Origin of the sequence: Nesterenkonia halophila (assembly GCF_009467795.1) — a bacterium.
In the GTDB taxonomy this organism is placed as follows: Bacteria; Actinomycetota; Actinomycetes; order Actinomycetales; family Micrococcaceae; genus Nesterenkonia; species Nesterenkonia halobia.
In genome coordinates this window covers 135,322-153,555 of sequence record NZ_WIAX01000013.1, presented here as the reverse complement: position 1 = coordinate 153,555, position 18,234 = coordinate 135,322, and the positions used below count along the sequence as shown (strand labels likewise).

General features: G+C 71.4%; 13 protein-coding genes. 12 read left to right on the top strand and 1 reads right to left on the bottom strand.

What is annotated here, in order from left to right:
* The first annotated feature begins 343 nt into the window (after positions 1–343).
* The 3 genes from GCL72_RS07560 (at position 344) to GCL72_RS07550 (ending at position 3,999) form a co-directional block, all read left to right on the top strand.
* On the top strand, positions 344–1,735 hold the full coding sequence (locus GCL72_RS07560) for an MFS transporter (RefSeq protein ID WP_246161078.1): 1,392 nt from the start codon (positions 344–346) through the stop codon (positions 1,733–1,735).
* Between the two features lie 135 nt (positions 1,736–1,870).
* Positions 1,871–3,037 carry an L-rhamnose isomerase gene (gene rhaI, locus GCL72_RS07555; RefSeq protein ID WP_153144094.1) on the top strand — a complete coding sequence of 389 codons (1,167 nt, stop codon included), beginning with the start codon at positions 1,871–1,873 and terminating at the stop codon, positions 3,035–3,037.
* Positions 3,037–3,999 carry an alpha/beta hydrolase gene (locus GCL72_RS07550; RefSeq protein ID WP_153144093.1) on the top strand — a complete coding sequence of 321 codons (963 nt, stop codon included), beginning with the start codon at positions 3,037–3,039 and terminating at the stop codon, positions 3,997–3,999. Before rhaI ends, GCL72_RS07550 begins: the two co-directional genes overlap by 1 nt.
* Positions 4,000–4,030: 31 nt before the next feature.
* Here the strand turns inward: GCL72_RS07550 and GCL72_RS07545 are convergent, their stop codons facing one another.
* The gene (locus GCL72_RS07545; RefSeq protein WP_153144092.1) at positions 4,031–7,057 is read right to left on the bottom strand and encodes an alpha-mannosidase; all 3,027 of its coding nucleotides are present in this window, start codon (positions 7,055–7,057) and stop codon (positions 4,031–4,033) included.
* Positions 7,058–7,208: 151 nt separating this feature from the next.
* Here GCL72_RS07545 and GCL72_RS07540 point away from each other — a divergent pair, with 151 nt between their 5' ends.
* The 9 genes from GCL72_RS07540 to GCL72_RS07500 all read left to right on the top strand — a co-directional run bounded on the left by GCL72_RS07540 (position 7,209) and on the right by GCL72_RS07500 (position 18,154).
* The gene (locus GCL72_RS07540; protein ID WP_153144091.1) at positions 7,209–8,213 is read left to right on the top strand and encodes a LacI family DNA-binding transcriptional regulator; all 1,005 of its coding nucleotides are present in this window, start codon (positions 7,209–7,211) and stop codon (positions 8,211–8,213) included.
* Positions 8,214–8,488: 275 nt separating this feature from the next.
* Positions 8,489–9,850, top strand: coding sequence for an extracellular solute-binding protein (locus GCL72_RS07535; RefSeq protein WP_153144090.1), 1,362 nt, complete (start codon positions 8,489–8,491; stop codon positions 9,848–9,850).
* A complete protein-coding gene (locus GCL72_RS07530; RefSeq protein WP_153144089.1) occupies positions 9,847–10,830 on the top strand; it encodes a carbohydrate ABC transporter permease in 984 nt (327 codons plus the stop codon). Before GCL72_RS07535 ends, GCL72_RS07530 begins: the two co-directional genes overlap by 4 nt.
* Before the next feature lie 170 nt (positions 10,831–11,000).
* Positions 11,001–11,783, top strand: coding sequence for a carbohydrate ABC transporter permease (locus GCL72_RS07525; protein WP_246161087.1), 783 nt, complete (start codon positions 11,001–11,003; stop codon positions 11,781–11,783).
* 105 nt (positions 11,784–11,888) lie between these two features.
* Positions 11,889–12,293, top strand: coding sequence for a VOC family protein (locus GCL72_RS07520; RefSeq protein ID WP_153144087.1), 405 nt, complete (start codon positions 11,889–11,891; stop codon positions 12,291–12,293).
* A gap of 75 nt (positions 12,294–12,368) precedes the next feature.
* Positions 12,369–13,130 carry a DeoR/GlpR family DNA-binding transcription regulator gene (locus GCL72_RS07515; RefSeq protein WP_153144086.1) on the top strand — a complete coding sequence of 254 codons (762 nt, stop codon included), beginning with the start codon at positions 12,369–12,371 and terminating at the stop codon, positions 13,128–13,130.
* Positions 13,131–13,224: 94 nt separating this feature from the next.
* Positions 13,225–15,270 carry a bifunctional aldolase/short-chain dehydrogenase gene (locus GCL72_RS07510; protein WP_153144085.1) on the top strand — a complete coding sequence of 682 codons (2,046 nt, stop codon included), beginning with the start codon at positions 13,225–13,227 and terminating at the stop codon, positions 15,268–15,270.
* Positions 15,271–15,285: 15 nt separating this feature from the next.
* Positions 15,286–16,791, top strand: a complete 1,506-nt coding sequence (locus tag GCL72_RS07505; RefSeq protein WP_153144084.1) for a rhamnulokinase — start codon at positions 15,286–15,288, stop codon at positions 16,789–16,791.
* Between the two features lie 100 nt (positions 16,792–16,891).
* The gene (locus GCL72_RS07500) at positions 16,892–18,154 is read left to right on the top strand and encodes an alpha-hydroxy acid oxidase (protein WP_153144083.1); all 1,263 of its coding nucleotides are present in this window, start codon (positions 16,892–16,894) and stop codon (positions 18,152–18,154) included.
* Positions 18,155–18,234 lie beyond the last annotated feature (80 nt).

The window sequence follows — 18,234 nt, the reverse complement described above, 5'->3', positions numbered from 1 at the left end:
GGGTCAGGCAGGGCCGGGGCTCGTCGACGGTCTCCGGGCGGGGACGGCGCCCGGACGTGTGCTGTGCATCACAATATGTTGCGTGGTAGGTCACATTAGAGCGGCGCCAGTGATGCGGGCAAGATCTTCTGAGCCCTGTGGCGAGTCTCGTTCGGCATGGCGCGATGTCCGGGTGTGGAGGAACCCCTCCTCGGCGGCATCGCCGGCCCGGCAGGGCGCATGGAGCGCCTGGAGCGCCTGGAGCGTGATCCACACCATTGGTATGGTGTGATGCAGCGAATATTGAAACGATTCACCTCGGGCGTCGGAGACGCCGGGGCTGCAGACTTCGGGAGAGTCCGTCATGACAGAGAGGTCAGCGACGACGGCGCGCCGGCAACGCCGTCCCATGGGCCGCTGGAAGGCCACCATCGCCGTGGCGATGTCCAATTACATCGAGGCCGGCTCGATCATCGCGATCGCGACCAGCATGAGTCTCTGGGAGGAGGCCTTCGGCCTCGACAGCCTCGCCGTGGGCCTGCTCAGCGCGCTGAGCGCCAACGCCTTCGGCGCGGCGATCGGTGCGGCGGTCGGCGGTCCGCTCTGCGACCGCTACGGCCGGAAGTTCATCTACACCTACGATCTGATCCTGTACATGATCGGCACGCTCTTCGCGGTCTTCGCCGCGAACTTCACCATGCTGCTGATCGGCTTCGTGGCCACCGGCATCGCCGTCGGCGCCGGCGTCACCGCGGCCTGGACCTATATCGCCGAGGAAGCGCCGAACGAGCGTCGCGCCGGGCACGTCGGCGTCGCGCAGCTGGCGTGGTCGATCGGTCCGGCCGTCGGCTTCCTGCTGGCGATCATCGTCTCCCCGCTGGGGCTGCTCGGCGCGCGGCTGGTCTTCGCGCACCTCTTCGTCGTCGCCGCGATCACCTGGTGGGTGCGTCGCGGGCTCGGCGAGTCGCGGCGCTGGAAGGACCGGCAGGCGAATCCGAACCGAGTAGGCACCTACCGCGGCTTCATCCAGCTGTTCACCGACCGGCGCAACGTGGTCGCGCTGCTCTTCCTGATCGGCGTCTACGGCCTGTGGAACACCGTCGCGGGCCAAGCCGGCATCTTCCAGCCGCGTGTCTACGAGGCCGCCGGGCTGGACAGCGCCAATGCGCAGAACGCCCTGCAGGTGCTGGTCTGGACGTTGACCTCGCTGGCCACGTACTTCGGGTTCATGAAGTACGGCGACGCCGTCTCGCGCCGGCTGCTCTACTTCATCGGCGCCGCCCTCGGCGTCGTCGCCTGGTCGGTGCTCATCTGGGGTCCGCCCGGCTGGACCTCGCTGCTGATCTTCGCCGTCGGCTGGGGCCTCTCCGCCGGTGTCGGGGCGCAGGCCTTCTACGGCCTGTGGGCTGCGGAGCTCTTCGCCACCCGCTACCGCGCCTCCGCGCAGGGCGTGATGTTCATGCTGGTGCGTGTGATGGTCGGCGTGCTGAGCTTGTGGTTCCCGCTGATGCTCCAGGAGGTCGGCCTGCACGGCGTCGGAGCGCTGATCATTGGGCTGCTTGTCGCCGCGCTGGTCATCGGCACCATCTGGGCGCCGCGGACGCAGGGCAAGAGCCTCGAGGAGATCGAGGTCGAGCGCTATGGGCGACTCCTCGACGGCGATGCGTCGGGCAGTGCGGCCTCCGGCACCGGCAGCACGGCCGATGCCGCCGACGGGGGCGAGGGCGCCGATGCCGTCGCGCCGTCCCGGCGATGAGCGGCGCGCGGCGCCGGGCGCGGAGGTTGACGCTCGTGTGATCGAGGTCATACAGTCGACGCTAGATATTGAAACGATTTATACCAGCCGACGGCCGGTCATCACGGTGACCGCCGTCGGCGGAACTGAGGAATGATGACGACTTTCGCAGAGATCGCTCCGCAGCTGGAGCACCAGGCCATCGAGGTGCCCTCGTGGGCCTACGGCAACTCCGGCACGCGCTTCAAGGTCTTCGGCACCCCGGGCACGCCGCGCTCGGTGGAGGAGAAGATCGCCGACGCCGCGGCTGTGCACCGCTTCACCGGCCTGGCGCCGCGGGTGGCGCTGCACATTCCGTGGGACCTCGTCGACGACTTCGGCGCGCTGCGCTCGCACGCCGAGGGGCTCGGCGTCGAACTGGGCACGATCAACTCGAACACCTTCCAGGATGACGACTACAAGTTCGGCGGTCTGACTCACCACGACCGTCGGATCCGGCAGAAGGCCATCGACCACCATCTGCAGTGCATCGAGATCATGGGCCAGACCGGCTCCCGTGACCTGAAGATCTGGCTCGCCGACGGATCCAACTACCCTGGGCAGGCTGACATCCTGGGGCGTCAGGAGCGGCTGGCCGACTCGCTGGCGGCTATCCACGCCCAGCTCAGCGACGAGCAGCGGCTGATCCTGGAGTACAAGTTCTTCGAGCCGGCCTTCTACCACACCGACGTCCCGGACTGGGGCACGGCCCTGACCCACGTGCAGGCCCTCGGCGAGAACGCCAAGGTCTGCCTGGACACCGGCCACCACGCTCCGGGGACCAACATCGAGTTCATCGTCGCCCAGCTGCTGCGCGCCGGGAAGCTCGGCTCCTTCGACTTCAACTCGCGCTTCTACGCCGACGACGACCTCATCGTCGGCGCGGCCGACCCCTTCCAGCTCTTCCGGATCCTCTTCGAGGTGATCCGCGGCGGCGGCTACGCCCCGGAGTCGGAGGTCGCGTTCATGCTCGACCAGTGCCACAACGTGGAGAAGAAGATCCCGGGCCAGATCCGCAGCGTGCTCAACGTCCAGGAGATGACCGCCCGGGCGCTGCTGGTCGACCGCGCCGCGCTCGCCGAGGCCCAGGAGGCCGGCGACGTGCTCACCGCCCACGAGATCTTCATGGACGCCTTCTACACCGACGTGCGTCCCGACCTGGCGGCCTGGCGCGAGTCCCGCGGGCTGCCGGCGGATCCGATGCGCGCCTACGCGGCGTCCGGCCATCAGGAGCAGATCGAGGCCGAGCGCATCGGCGGGGCGCAGGTGGGCTGGGGCGCCTGATGAGCACCCCCGATCCCCGCACGCCGACGGCGGTGCTCGAGTCCGTCGAGGCGGTCGACCGCATCCTCGACGGGCCGCATGGGCCGCTGCCGGTGCGCACCTACCGGGCGGCCGCCCCGGCCGGTCCGGGGGAGCACGCGGCGGAGCCGACGTCGGGGTCGCCGGAGCAGGCGGCGACGCCGCCGCGCCCGCTGCTGGTCTGGGCCCACGGCGGCGGCTTCGCCTACGGGAGCCTGGACATGGCCGAGGGCGACTGGGTCGCCCGGGCGCTGGCCGTCCGCGGCGTCGCGGTGGTCTCGGTGGACTACCGGCTCGCCCCGCCGTTCCGCGAGCTTGACGCCGGGGACCTGCGCCAGGTGGAGCGAGGGGCCGGCGTGCATCACCCGGTGCCCGGCGAGGAGCTTGCCTTCGCTCTCGACTGGGCCCGCGAGCAGGCTCCGGGGCTCGGCGCCGATCCGGCCGCGGTGAGCCTGGGCGGGGCGAGCGCCGGCGGGAACCTCGCCGCCGGCGGCGCCGTCTCCCGGCTGCTCTCCGGCGGCGAGCCGCCGCATCATCTGGTGCTGGCCTACCCCACGCTGCACGCCGTCCAGCCGCCGACGCCGGAGGGCCTGCGGGCGCTGCTCGACGCCGACCCCGAGGCCGACCGCTTCGGCCCCGACCCGGTGCGTCGGATGTACGAGAACCACCTGGGCGGTCCGATCGAGGAGGCCCCGCTGGCGGCGGTGCCCGGAACGGCGACGCCCGAGCAACTGGTCCGGCATCCGCCGACGACGATCGTCACCAGCGAGGTCGACGAGCTGCGCGTCTCGGCCGAGGCCCATGCGGAGACGCTGTGCGCCGCCGGCGTCGACGTCGAGCTCGCCATGGAGCCCGGGGTGCGGCACGGCCACCTCAACCGTCCGCAGGAGGGCGAGGCGGCGGTGCGCACGATCGAGCGCTTCGCCGCGCGGCTGCTGGGCTGAGCGCCTGCGCGCGGCGACCCGGCGCGGCGCCTCAGACCGGAGTGAACCGCAGCGTGCGCACCTCGAAGGGCTTCAGCCGCACCGCGACGGCCGAGTCCTCCACCTCCAGGACGGACTCGGCCAGCTCGTCCTCGGTCAGAGTCACCTCTCGCGCCGCAGACACCGGGGCGTGGACGCTCACCGTGCCGCGCGTCCGCCGGCCGAGCGCCTCGTGGACGCGCACGACCAGATCGCCCGAGCGGTCGTCGGCGAGCTTCGCCGCGGTGACCACCAGACCGTCGTCCGAGGTGCTGACCAGTGGCTCGACGCCGGACGCCCCGCGGATCGTGCGCTCCGGGGTGTTCATCGCCCGCCCCTCGACGCCGGCGAACGTCGCATCGGCGCCGACGACCATCCCGAAGGAGTGCGTCTGCACGCCCTGGTCGGTCTCCGGGTCCGGGAAGCGGGGAGCGCGCAGCAGCGAGAGCCGCAACGTGGTGGTGACCTCGGCGTCGTCGTCGACCTCGCGGGAGGTGTCGAAGCCGTAGACCGAGTCGTTCACCAGCGCGACGCCGAAGCCCGGCTCCTCGGCGAGCACGAACCGATGCATCGAGGTCTCGAAACGGGCCGCCTCCCAGCTGGTGTTGGTGTGCGTGGGTCGCAGGACGTGGCCGAACTGCGTCTCCGCGGCGGTGTGCTCGGCGCGGACGTCCAGCGGGAAGGCGACCTTGAGGAACTTCTCGGTCTCGTGCCAGTCGGTGGTCTGGTCCCAGCGCAGCGTCCGCGAGGCCGGCGCCAGGGTGATCACCTGCTCGACCCGCGAGGCGGAGAAGGACCGCCGGACGGTCACCGACGCCGAGCCGTCCTCGCCCGCGGCGACCTCCAGGGCGTCGAGGTCCGCGAGGTCGGCGACGGTGTTGCGGTAGAAGCGATCGACGTCCCAGGCGTCCCACTTGTTCGGGAAGTCCTGATGCAGCTGCAGCACGCCGGCCTCGCGCCCCGGTGCCACGGCCTCGCGACCGGAGGCGAGGTCCACCGCCGAGACCACATGGCCTCGCGGCGAGACCCGCACCGCGATCACCTCGTTGCGCAGCTCGACGCCGCCGTCGTCGTCCCGGCGGACCTGCACCGCCTCCGGGGCCGGCGTCGACTCCGCCGGCGCGACCCCCAGGGCGGGCACGCCGCGGCGGGCATGCGGGGCGGGGTTCGCGCGCAGGGCAACGTCGCCGTCGCCGGCCAGCGTGCGCAGTGAGCGGTCGATGATCGCCTCGGCGCCGGCATGGATCTCGGCGTAGGCCTGTTGGGCCTCGCGGTGGACCCAGGCGATCGAGGTGCCGGGCAGGATGTCGTGGAACTGGTGCAGCAGCAGTCGCTGCCAGAGCGCGTCGAGCTCGTCGTGCGGATACTGCGCACCGCTGCGCAGCGCCGCCGTCGTCGCCCAGAGCTCGGCCTCGAGCAGCAGATGCTCGCCGCGGCGGTTGCCCTGCTTGGTCCGGTGCTGGCTGGTCAGCGTCGCCCGGTGCAGCTCCAGGTAGAGCTCGCCGACCCAGACCGGCGGGTCGGTCAGCTCCTCACGGGTGCGGGCGAAGAAGGTGTCCGGGTGCTCCCAGCGGACCGTCGGGCTGCCCTCGAGGTCTGCGGTGCGCGCGGCGCGGCCGACCATCTCGCGGGTGGTCCCGCCGCCGCCGTCGCCGTGGCCGACCGGGGCGAGGGAACCGCCCGCCCGCCGCGACTCGCCGAATCGGCGCGAGGCCCGGGCGAGCTCCTCGCCGGTGATCTCGGCGTTGTAGGTGTCCATCGGCGGGAAGTGGCTGAAGATCCGCGAGCCGTCGATGCCCTCCCAGAGGAAGGTGTGGTGCGGGAACTCGTTGATCTGGTTCCAGGAGATCTTCTGCGTGAAGAACCAGTCGAAGCCGGCCCGCCGGATCAGCTGGGGCAGCGCCGGCGAGTAGCCGAAGGAGTCGGGCAGCCAGACGCCGTGGCTGCGCAGGCCGAACTCGCGCTCGAAGAACCGCTGGCCCTGGGAGAACTGCCGGACGATCGCCTCGCCGTGGGGCATGACGACGTCGGACTCGACCCACATGCCGCCCAGCGGCAGGAAGCGGCCCGCGGCCACCGCCTGCCGGATGCGCTCCCAGACCTTCGGCCGGTGCTCCTTGATCCAGGCGTACTGCTGGGCCGAGGACATCCCGTAGACGAAGTCGTCGGTGGAATCGACGAGCTCGGTCATCGACGTCGTCGTCCGGGCGACCTTGCGGATCGTCTCGCGCACGGGCCAGAGCCAGGCGGAGTCGATGTGCGCGTGGCCGACGGCTGAGATCGTGTGGGCGCTGGCGCCGGCGGGGGAGGAGAGGACCTTGGCCAGCGGTGCGCGGGCGGCCGTCGCCGAGGAGGCCACGTCCTGCAGGTCCAGGGCGTCCATCGCGTCGTCGAGGGCCTGCAGGATCCGCCCGCGCCGCGGGCCCTCGACGAGCTGCTCGACCAGCTGCAGCAGCACCTCGACGTCCAGGGCCAGCTCGTGGACCTCCGGCTCGAAGACCGCCAGGTCCATCCGCCGGGTGACGTAGAGCGGCTCGCGCGAGGCGGTGCGGACGTCTCCGCGGTCGGTGGGCAGGAAGCCGGCGTCGCCGAGGATCAGCGGATTGGAGGCCGCCTCCAGATGCAGCTCGACCTCCTCGCCGCCGGCGGCCTCGGCGGCCACCGGCACGTGGCGGTTCTGCGGGTTCACCGCCTTCACCGGGGTCCCGTCGGGCCGATGCGCCAGCGCCTCGGCCTGGAATCCCACGCGGTCGGGGTCGAAGCCCAGATCGATCACCGCCTCCACCTGCCGGCCGGCCCAGGCCTCGGGAATCTGCGCGGTCAGCCGGAACCACGTGGTGCCCCAGGCCGGGCCCCAGGCCGAGCCGATCCGGTGCGCAGCATGGTCGAGGGCCACGCCCTCCTCCGGGGAGATCGGCTCGCCCGGCAGCTCGTGGGCGCCGACGTCGAAGGGGATCGCCTCGGCGTGGACGGCCGGCCGGATGCGCTCGCGGAGGGCGCGAGCGGCGCGGGCGGTGGTCAGGGCGGCGGAATCATGCATGGAGGACCTCGACCGGTCGACGGATGGGCGGACCAGCGCTGTATGACAGCGCTGTCTGCCAGATAGAATCAAGCAGCTCACGTTGTTGTCAATATCACGCGATCGGGGAGGAGTCCGCCCGATCGACCATGTGGAAAGGGGTGCTGATCCCGTGGCCGTCCGACAAGTGACGCTGCAGGACGTGGCCGAGGCCGCGGGGGTGAGCGCCAAGACGGTCTCCCGCGTGGTCAACGGCGAGCGGTACGTCGCTCCCGCCACTGCCGAGCGTGTCGAGCGCGCTGTCCGGGACCTCGGTTTCCGTCCGGACCACGCCGCCCGCACGCTCGCCCGTGGCCGGCACTTCCGCATGGCCGGGCTGCTGCTGACCACGTTGGAGAATCCCCATGTGGTCGCGCTGGCGCGCGGTGTCGAGCAGGTCCTGCGCGAGGAGGGGACCTCGCTGCTGATCGCCTCCACCGACGAGGACGCCGAGGTCGAGCGGCGGATGGTCGAGGAGTTCCACGAACGCGGTGTCGACAGCCTCGTCGTCGTGCCCTCCGGCGACGTCCACCAGCATCTGGCCGAGGCGGCCGAGCGGATGTCGATGGTGCTCGCCCATCGGGCGATCGACGGGATCGACGCCGATTCCGTGGCCCCCGACGACGTCGGCAGCACCCGCGCCGCGGTCGCCGAGCTGCTGGCCGTCGGGCACCGGAGGATCGCCTTCCTCGGGGACCTGGAGTACATCTACAACATCCGACGGCGCCATGACGGGTATCGACAGGCCTACCGCGAGGCCGGGGCGCCGATCGACGAGCGGCTGATCCGCTTCGGGATGCGCACCGCCGAAGACGCCGCGATGGCTGTGCGTGCGCTGCTGGACGCCGTCGAGCCACCGACGGCGATCTTCGCGACCAACAATCTGCTCTGCCTGGGTGCGCTCACCGCGCTGCGGGCTGCGGGCCGCGCCGGTGAGGATGTCTCGTCAGTGCACGTGGTCGGCTTCGACGACCTGCCCGAGGCGCAGTTCGTCACCCAGCCGGTCACGCTGCTCTCCTACGACAAGGCTGAGGTCGGCCGCATCGCGGCGCGGCTTCTGGTCTCCCGCGCCGCCGGCCGGCATCGCGATCCCGAGGAGGTCACCGTACCGGTGGAGGTCCGTCGGATCCGCGACTGAGCCCTAGGCCGGAGCCGCCGCGGTCGATCCCGCGGCCCGCCCTCCGGATGCACGGCGCCGATCGCCCGCGAGGCGGCCGGCCGGGCGGAGCGGCTGTTCGACGGGTAGGGATCGCCGCCGAGGATCCCATTGACATGACAGCGCTGTCCTGTGATTCTTGACACACTTCGGAGGCTTCTCGATGACGGAGGTCGTCAGTGCGCAGGGCAGATCACGGGGCGCCGGCCGCCCCGCATCATGCGGCTTCGGACGGTGCGTCGTCTGCGGCGGGACGATTGGACCGCCGCAGCTTCCTGCGCGTGGTCGGCGGAGCGGCGGCAGTGCTACCGCTGACGGCGTTGACGGCCTGCGACGGCTCCGGGCGCACTCCCGGCGTCGTGCGGATCGCCTTCCAGCAGTTCGGCTCGGGCACCCGCATCCGGGACTGGATCGCCGAGGCCGCCGAACAGCACACCGCCGAGCACCCGGACCAGACGGTCGAGCTGGTGCCGATCGTGGCCTCGGAGAACGACTACTTCACCAAGAACGAGTTGCTGATGGCTTCGCCGCGGACCTCTCCGGACGACGTCTACGAGGACACCTTCATCCTGCTCTCCGACGTCGAAGCCGGTTACCTGCAGCCGATCGATGAGTTCGTCGCGGACTGGGAGCACTGGCCGCGGATTGCCCGAGCGTCGCGTGAGGCGGTGAAGGGCGACGACGGGCGCACCTACGCGGTGCCCACCCACACCGACACCCGGGCGCTGTGGTTCAACAAGGAGGTTCTCTCCGCTGCGGGACTCGCCGAGGACTGGGCGCCGCGGACCTGGGACGAGCTGCTGGACGCCGCCCGCACCATCAAGCAGGAGGTCCCCGAGGTCGCTCCGCTGTTCATCTTCTCCGGCAAGGCGCAGGGGGAGAAGGCCTCCATGCAGGGCTTCGAGATGCTCTTCTACGGCACCGGCGACACCCTCCACGACAGCGAAACCGGTCGGTGGATCATCGGGTCCCGCGGCTTCGTCGACGCGCTGAACTTCGTGCAGACGGTCTTCGAGGAGGAACTCACGCTGAGCCTCGCGGACAACCTCGACCCCAACATCGGCGAGACAATCTACACCGAGCTGCTGCCCGAGCAGAAGCTCGGGATCCTGCTGGACGGCTCCTGGGTCTCGGCCAACTGGGGCGAGGGCGGCACCCGTCCCTGGCCCGAGTGGTCGGAGAAGCTCGGACTGGCGAAGATGCCCACCCAGCGCGGGCAGGGGGACGGTTCGGTGACGCTGGCCGGCGGCTGGTGTTTGGCGATCCCGCGGCACGCCACCGATCCCAAGGCGGCGTTCTCCTTCATTGAGACGCTCTGCCAGCACGACCGGATGGTCGACTTCACCGTCGACAACGGCTACATCACCGTCCGCTCCGACATCGCCGAGGACCCGCGCTACGCCGAGCATTCGCCGACGGCGGCCTTCTTCACCGATCTGCTCGACAGCGCGGTCTACCGGCCGGCGCTGGCCCCGTACCCCGAGATCTCCTCGGCCATCCAGGGCGCGATGGAGCAGGTGATGACCGGATCGGCGACCCCCGAGCAGGCGGCCGCCGGCTACGACGCCGCGGTCATCGAGATCGTCGGTCCGGAGAACGTCCAGGAGGCATCGGCATGAGCACCCCCGCGGCCCCCGCCACGCGCCGGTCCGAGCCCGCCGCGACTGCGCCGTCGCCGTCTTCCCCGCAGTCCCGCGGTCGTCGACGGCGCGCCGGCACCGTGCTGGGCGACCGACTGACCCTCGCTCGCGCGGTGCCGATGATCCCGGCGGCGGTCCTGCTGTTGCTCTTCATGGCCGGGCCGATCCTCTACTCGCTGTACCTGGCCTTCACGGACTCCGCGATTCGCGGCGAGGGCGCGGCCGACACGTCGGTCGTCGGCGTCGAGAACTTCACCGACGCGCTCACCGATCCCGCCTTCTGGAACTCGGCGGGACTGACGATCGTCTTCACCGTCGTCTCGGCGGTGATCGGGCAGAACCTCATGGGTCTGCTGCTGGCGATCCTCATGGAGCGCGCCCATCGGGGCGTGACCTTCGTTGTGACCGCAGTCGTCGTGGCCGCCTGGATCCTGCCGGAGGTGGTCGCCGGCTATCTGCTCTACACCTTCTTCGCCGGCGACGGCAGCCTCAACGCGATCCTCTCCACGCTGGGCCTGCCCACGCAGGATCTGCTCTACACCGTGCCGATCATCGCCGTGGCCTTCGCCAACGTCTGGCGCGGCTCGGCGTTCTCCATGCTGGTCTACTCCGCGGCGCTGAGCGGAATCGATTCCGACATCCATGAATCCGCCGCCGTCGACGGCGCGGGGCCGCTGCGCCGCATCTGGTCGGTGACCGTGCCGTTGCTGCGTCCGGCGATCGCGACGAATCTGATGCTGATCACGCTGCAGACGCTGTCGGTCTTCGGGTTGATCTTCATCATGACTGGCGGCGGCCCGGCCCGGCAGAGCCAGACGCTGCCGCTCTACATGTATGAGCAGGCGTTCTCCTACGGCCAGCTCGGCTACGGCACCGCCGTGGCCCTGCTGCTCCTGCTGATCGGGGCGGTCGCCTCGCTCGCCTACCTGCGCCTGCTCCCCGAGGAGGAGAAGCGATGACGTCCGCCGCCGAGACCCGCTCCGCCACGACCGCCGCCGAGGAGGGCGGCGCCGGCGCCTCCGGGGGCGCCGGCCGGAGAGTCCGCGACGTCGGAGCCTCCGGCGCGGGGCGCCTCGCCGGCGGCCGGGGGCCGCGCCGTCGCCTGGCCGACGCGGCGGCCTCGGCGACGATGGTGCTCATCGGCGCGATCTTCTTGGTCCCGCTGCTCTGGGTGGTGCTGGCCTCGTTCAACACCGAGGCCACGCTCTCGGTGGCCTGGCCCGACGACTGGAGCCTGGGCAACTTCCGGGCGATCTGGAACGCGGAGACGACCTTCCGGCCACTGGCGAACTCGCTGCTGCTCTGCGGCGGGGCGACGCTGGTGACCATGACTGCGGCGGTGCTCTGCGCCTACCCGATGTCGCGGTACCGGTTCACCGGCAAGCGTCCGCTGCTGCTGACCGTCATCTTCTCCACAGGGCTGCCGATCACCGCGGTGATGATCCCGGTGTACTCGCTGTTCGTGCAGGTCAACCTGGTCGACTCGATGCTCGGGGCGATCCTCTTCCTCGGCGCCTCCTCGCTGCCGTACGCGATCTTCCTGACCAAGGGATTCATGGATGCGGTGCCGATGGAGATCGAGCAGTGCGCCTGGACCGAGGGCGCCGGCATCTACCGGGCTCTGTGGTCGGTCGTCATGCCGCTGATGCGATCGGGGCTGTCCGTGGCGACGATCTTCACCTTTGTGATGATGTGGGGCAATTTCTTCGTCCCGTTCATGCTGCTCCTCAGTCCGGAGAAGCTGCCGGCGGCCGTCACGCTCTACACCTTCTCCTCGCAGTACGGGCAGGTGGCCTACGGGCAGCTGGCGGCGTTCTCGATCTTCTACTCGCTGCCGGTGGTGGTGCTCTACCTGTTCATGGGGCGGAGCCTGGGCACCGGCTTCGCCGCCGCCGGCGGCGTGAAGGGGTGACGGCGTGACGGCGCCGCGCCCTCTGCCGCTAGGCTCGGGGTCGAGGGCCGCCCGGCCGGGGCGGGCCATGACGATCATGCCGCCGTCGGCAGGGGAGGAGCACGCATGAGGATCACCATCGCCAGCGTGTACGTCGACGACCAGGAGAAGGCCCATGCCTTCTACACCGAGACGCTCGGCTTCCGCACCAAGGTGGACGTCCCCGCCGGCGAGTTCCGCTGGCTGACCGTCGTCTCGCCCGAGGACCCTGAGGGCACCGAGCTGCTGCTCGAACCCGACGCCCACCCGGCGGCGAAGCCCTTCAAGGAGGCCCTGTACGCCGACGGCGTCCCGCTGACCCAGTTCAGCGTCGACGACGTCGCCGCCGAGCATGAGCGGCTGGCCGGCCTCGGTGTGCGCTTCACTCAGGAGCCGGTGGACATCGGGCCCGCCGTGCTGGCGGTCTTCGACGACACCTGCGGCAACCTCATCCAGATCATCCGGATGAAGGACGACGCCGACCAGGGCTGATATCCGGAGCGGTCCGGGCGGTCAGGCCGGGCACGACCTGAGCGTGCGGGCGCCGGTCCGGTAGCATCCCCACCCATGGCCACCTCCTCCTCCCTCGACGGCGAGTCTCGCCGCGCCCGCCTGCTGGAGATCCTCGAGTCCGAAGGGCGGATCACCAGCAGCGAGGTCGTCGAGGCTCTCGACGTCTCGGCGATGACGCTGCGCCGGGACCTCGCGGACCTGGAGGCCGCCGGTCGGCTGCGCCGGGTGCGCGGGGGAGCGGTCGCGCCGTCGCAGCCGCGCAGCTTCGCCGAGCGCAGCGGCCGGCGGGCGGCGGCCAAGCGGACGATCGCGGCCAAGGCCCGGCAGCTGGTGCCCCAGCGCGGGACCTGCTCCTTCGACGCCTCCTCCACCGCCGGGGTGCTGCTGGCCGGGCTCACCGGCGCCGGCGAGCTGACGGTGGTGACCAACTCCGGTGAGAACTTCGAGGCCGCCGTCGGACGCCCCGGCATCGAGCCGGTGCTGCTGGGCGGCAGTCGGCAGGAGACCACGCGCAGCTTCGTCGGTCCGCTGGCCGAGCTGATGGCCTCCTCGCTGCAGTGCGCACGTTTCTTCACCTCCGCCGCGGCCCTCGACGCCGCCTGGGGCAGCTCCGAGGCCACGCCGGAGGAGGCGGCGCTGAAGCGGGTGCTGGCCGACCATGCCGACACCACGGTGATGCTGGCCGACTCCTCGAAGCTCGGCGCCCGCGCCGTCGCCCGCGGCGTCGGGCTGGACGCCGTCGACATGCTGATCACCGAACTGGAGCCCGACGACGCGCGCCTGGACTCCTTCCGCGAGCTGGTCGAGGTCCGCTGAGCCGGATGCGGCGCCCGGGCGGGATGTGTTGATCCAGACCACACTCGGTGATACTTTGTGTTCGATCGCTCAGGAACGCACACCAGGAGTCGTCATGTCCGAGTCGCAGAACCCCGCCGTCGAGGCGCTGATCGCCCGCTCCCACCGTCTGGGCGCGGACCCGAAGAACACCAACTACGCCGGCGGCAACACCTCCGCCAAGGGCACCGCCGTCGACCCGGTCACCGGCGAGGACGTCGACCTGCTCTGGGTCAAGGGCTCCGGCGGCGACCTCGGCACGCTGACGCCGGAGGGCCTGGCCACGCTGCGCCTGGACCGCATGCGGAAGATGGTCGACACCTACCCGGGCGTCGAACGCGAGGACGAGATGGTCGCGGCCTTCGACTACTGCCTGCACGGCAAGGGCGGCGCGGCGCCGTCGATCGACACCGCCATGCACGGTCTGGTCGATGCCGCGCACGTCGACCACCTGCACCCCGACTCGGGCATCGCCATCGCCACCGCCGCGGACGGCGAGCAGCTCACCGCCACGATCTTCGGCGACCAGGTGGTCTGGGTCCCGTGGCGCCGCCCCGGCTTCCAGCTCGGTCTGGACATCGCCGCAATCAAGGAGAAGAACCCGCAGGCGGTCGGCTGCATCCTCGGCGGCCACGGGATCACCGCCTGGGGCGAGACCTCCGAGGAGGCTGAGGCCAACTCGCTGTGGATCATCGACACGGCCGCCGCTCACATCGCCGAGCACTCGAGGCCCGAGCCCTTCGGCTCCGCGCTCGCCGAGAACGCCCCGCTGCCGGAGGCCGAGCGCCGCGCCAAGGCCGCCGCGCTGATGCCGACGATCCGGTCGATCGCCAGCGAGGACAAGCCGCAGGTCGGCCACTTCAGCGACGACGACGCGGTGCTGGAGTTCCTCGCCCACGCTGAGCACCCGCGGCTGGCCGAGCTGGGCACCAGCTGCCCCGACCACTTCCTGCGCACCAAGGTGAAGCCGCTGGTGCTCGACCTGCCCGCCGACGCCTCCGTCGAGGACGCGAAGGCGCGGCTGCGCGAGCTGCACGCCGCCTACCGCGAGGACTACCAGGCCTACTACGACCGCCACGCCGACGCTGACAGCCCCGCCATCCGCGGCGCCGACCCGGCGATCGTGCTGGTCCCGGGCGTGGGCATGTTCTCCTTCGGCAAGGACAAGCAGACCGCCCGGGTCGCCGGCGAGTTCTACCTCAACGCCATCCACGTCATGCGCGGCGCCGAGGGGCTGTCGACCTACGCCCCGATCGACGAGTCGGAGAAGTTCCGCATCGAGTACTGGGCGCTGGAGGAGGCCAAGCTGCAGCGCATGCCCAAGCCCAAGCCGCTGGCCACGCGCATCGCGCTGGTCACCGGCGCGGCCTCGGGCATCGGCAAGGCCATCGCGCAGCGGCTGGCCGCCGAGGGCGCCGTCGTCGCCATCGCGGATCTGGACCTGGAGAAGGCCCGGGCCGCCGCGGCGGAGATCGGCGGGACCGACCGGGCCGTCGGCGTCGCCGTCGACGTCTCCGACGAGGACGCGGTCCAGCAGGCCGTGGACGAGACGCTGCTGGCCTTCGGCGGGCTGGACATCGTGGTGAACAACGCCGGGCTGAGCCTGTCGAAGTCGCTGCTGGAGACCACGGCGAAGGACTGGGACCTGCAGCACGACGTGATGGCCAAGGGCTCCTTCCTGGTCTCCAAGACGGCGGCCGGCGCGCTGATCGAGCAGGGCCTCGGCGGCGACGTCGTCTACATCTCCTCGAAGAACTCGGTCTTCGCCGGCCCGAACAACATCGCCTACTCGGCCACCAAGGCCGACCAGGCCCACCAGGTGCGACTGCTGGCGGCCGAGCTGGGCGAGCACCAGGTCCGCGTCAACGGGGTGAACCCCGACGGCGTCGTCCAGGGCTCGGGCATCTTCGCCTCCGGCTGGGGCGCGAACCGGGCGAAGACCTACGGCATCGAGGAGAAGGACCTGGGCAAGTTCTACGCCCAGCGCACCATCCTCAAGCGCGAGGTGCTGCCCTCGACGGTGGCCAATGCGGTCTTCGCGCTGGTCGGCGGCGAGCTCACCCACACCACCGGCCTGCACGTCCCGGTCGACGCCGGCGTCGCCGCGGCCTTCCTGCGCTGACCGGAGGAGATGAGCATGGCGACGGCATCGACGACGGGTTCGACGGCAGGACCGACGACGACGCATGCGGCCGTGGACCTCGGCGCCTCCAGCGGGCGCGTGGTCCTGGGCCGGATCGGGCCCGACACGCTGGAGCTGACCGAGGCCGCACGCTTCTCCAACGGCCCGGTGCACCTGCCCGACGGGCTGCACTGGAACCTCGTCGGCCTCTATGAGCAGGCGCTGGCCGGACTCGGCGAGGCCGTGCGGGCCACGGCCGACGACGGCGGCATCGCCTCGGTCGGCATCGACTCCTGGGCGGTGGACTACGGGCTGCTGACCGGCGGGAGCCCCGGCGCCGGAGGCCCCGCGGGGGCGCCGTCGCTGCTGGGCACGCCGTTCCACTACCGCGACGAGCGCACCGCCGCCGGTGTGGAGGCGGTGCACGCCCAGGTGCCCTTCGCCTCGCTGCATGCCCGCAACGGGCTGCAGTTCCTCCCGTTCAACACGCTCTACCAGCTGGCCGCCGAGCCGCTGCTGACCGGGCCCGCGGCCGCCGCCGTCGAGCAGCTGCTTCTGGTGCCGGATCTGCTCGGCCACTGGCTGACCGGCCGTTCGGCGGCCGAGGCGACCAACGCCTCCACCACCGGGCTGGTCCATGTGGCCACCGGCGACTGGGACGACGAGCTCCTCGAGCAGCTCGGCCTGCCGCGGGCGATCTTCCCTGAGATCGCCGCCCCGGGAACGGCTCTGGGCGAGACCCGCGAGGAGCTCGCGCCCTTCCTGTCCGGGCAGCGGCTGCCGGTGACGCTGGTCGGCTCGCACGACACCGCCTCTGCCGTCGTCGGCACGCCGCTCTCGTCGGAGAAGGCGGCCTACATCTCCTGCGGCACCTGGGGACTGGTCGGCCTGGAGCTCGACGAGGCGGTGGTCAGCGCGGAGAGCCGCGCGGCGAACTTCACCAACGAGGGCGGCGTCGACGGCACCTTCCGATTCCTCACCAACGTCATGGGCACCTGGCTCCTCTCCGAGACGCTGCGCACCTGGGAGCGCGAGACGGCGGAAGCGCAGGACCTGCCGCAGCTGCTGGCCGCCGCGGCGGAGGTCGACGCCGGCGAGGTCGTCGTCTTCGACGTCCAGGACGAGCGGTTCGTCGCCCCCGGGGACATGCCCGCGCGGATCGGCGCCTGGTGCACTGAACACGACCGCCCGGTCCCGGCCTCGAAGCCGGCGCTGGTGCGCAGCATCGTCGAGTCGATCGCCGCGCGCTTCGCCGCCGCCCTCGACGACGCGGCCCGGCTGGCGAACCGCGAGGTCGAGGTGGTGCACATGGTCGGCGGCGGCTCGCTGAACGCGCTGCTCTGCCAGGCCACCGCCGACCGCTCCGGCCGCGACGTCGTCGCCGGTCCGGTGGAGGCCACCGCCATCGGCAACCTGCTCATCCAGGCGCGCACCGCCGGCACGCTCTCGGGTTCGCTGGCCGAGCTGCGCGAGCTCGTCCGTCGGACCCATCAGCCCACGCGGTATCGTCCTCGCAGCTGAGTCGTCCGATGCGATCCCCGGCCGGCGCGCGCTCCCGCGCGTCGGCTCCCAGCCCTCGCCGACCGGAACGGCCCGGTCGGCGCCGTCGAAGGAGAACACCATGGTGGAACGTCGACTGCCGGATCCCCGCGAGCTCGCGGAGCTGATGCAGTTCAAGAAGCCGGACCTCAACGCGAAGCGGCGCCGGCTGAACTCCGCGCTGACCATCGAGGATCTGCGCACCATCGCCAAGCGCCGCACCCCGCGGGCGGCCTTCGACTACACCGACGGCGCCGCCGAGGGCGAGCTCTCCATCCACCGGGCGCGGCAGGGCTTCCAGGACGTGGAGTTCCACCCCGCGATCCTGCGCGACGTCTCCGAGGTCGACACCTCGGTGGAGATCTTCGGCGGGCCCTCCGCCCAGCCCTTCGGCATCGCGCCGACCGGATTCACCCGGCTGATGCAGACCGAGGGCGAGACCGCCGGCGCCTCGGCGGCCGGGGACGCGGGGATCCCCTTCGCGCTCTCCACGCTGGGCACCACCTCCATCGAGGACGTGCAGCAGGCCAACCCGCACGGGCGGAACTGGTTCCAGCTCTACGTGATGCGCCAGCGCGAGATCTCCTACCAGCTGGTGGAGCGGGCGGCGGCGGCCGGCTTCGACACGCTGTTCTTCACCGTGGACACCCCGGTGGCCGGCGCCCGGCTGCGCGACACCCGCAACGGCTTCTCCATCCCGCCGCAGCTGAGCCTGCGCACTGTGGTCGACGCGATCCCGCGGCCCTGGTGGTGGTTCGACTTCCTGACCACTCCGCCGCTGGAGTTCGCCTCGCTGACGTCGACCGGCGGCACCGTCGGCGAGCTGCTGAACTCGGCGATGGACCCCTCGATCTCCTTCGACGACCTGACGATCATCCGCGAGCTGTTCCCCGGGACGATCGTGGTCAAGGGCGTGCAGACCGTGGAGGACGCGAAGACGCTGGCCGATCTCGGCGTCGACGGCGTGGTGCTCTCCAACCACGGCGGCCGCCAGCTGGACCGCGCGCCGGTGCCGTTCCACCTGCTGCCCGAGGTCGTCCGCGAAGTCGGCGACGACCTCGAAGTCACCATGGACACCGGCATCATGCACGGCGCCGACGTCGTCGCCGCGCTGGCGATGGGCGCGAAGTTCACCTTCATCGGCCGGGCCTACCTCTACGGGCTGATGGCCGGCGGCCGGGCCGGCGTCGACCGCACCATCGAGATCCTCTCCACCCAGGTGGAGCGGACGATGAAGCTGCTCGAGGTGACATCCGTCGACGAGCTGGGCCCGGAGCATGTCACCCAGCTGCAGCGTACCGCTCCGCGCGAACTGCGCGGCGCGGCGTCGCTCGACCCGCGCTGAGCGGGCGCGCCGTCATCGGCGGCCATCCCCGTCGTCGCCCGGCGGGCGCAGGGCTCCGAAGTTCCCCGAGCCTTCGCAGA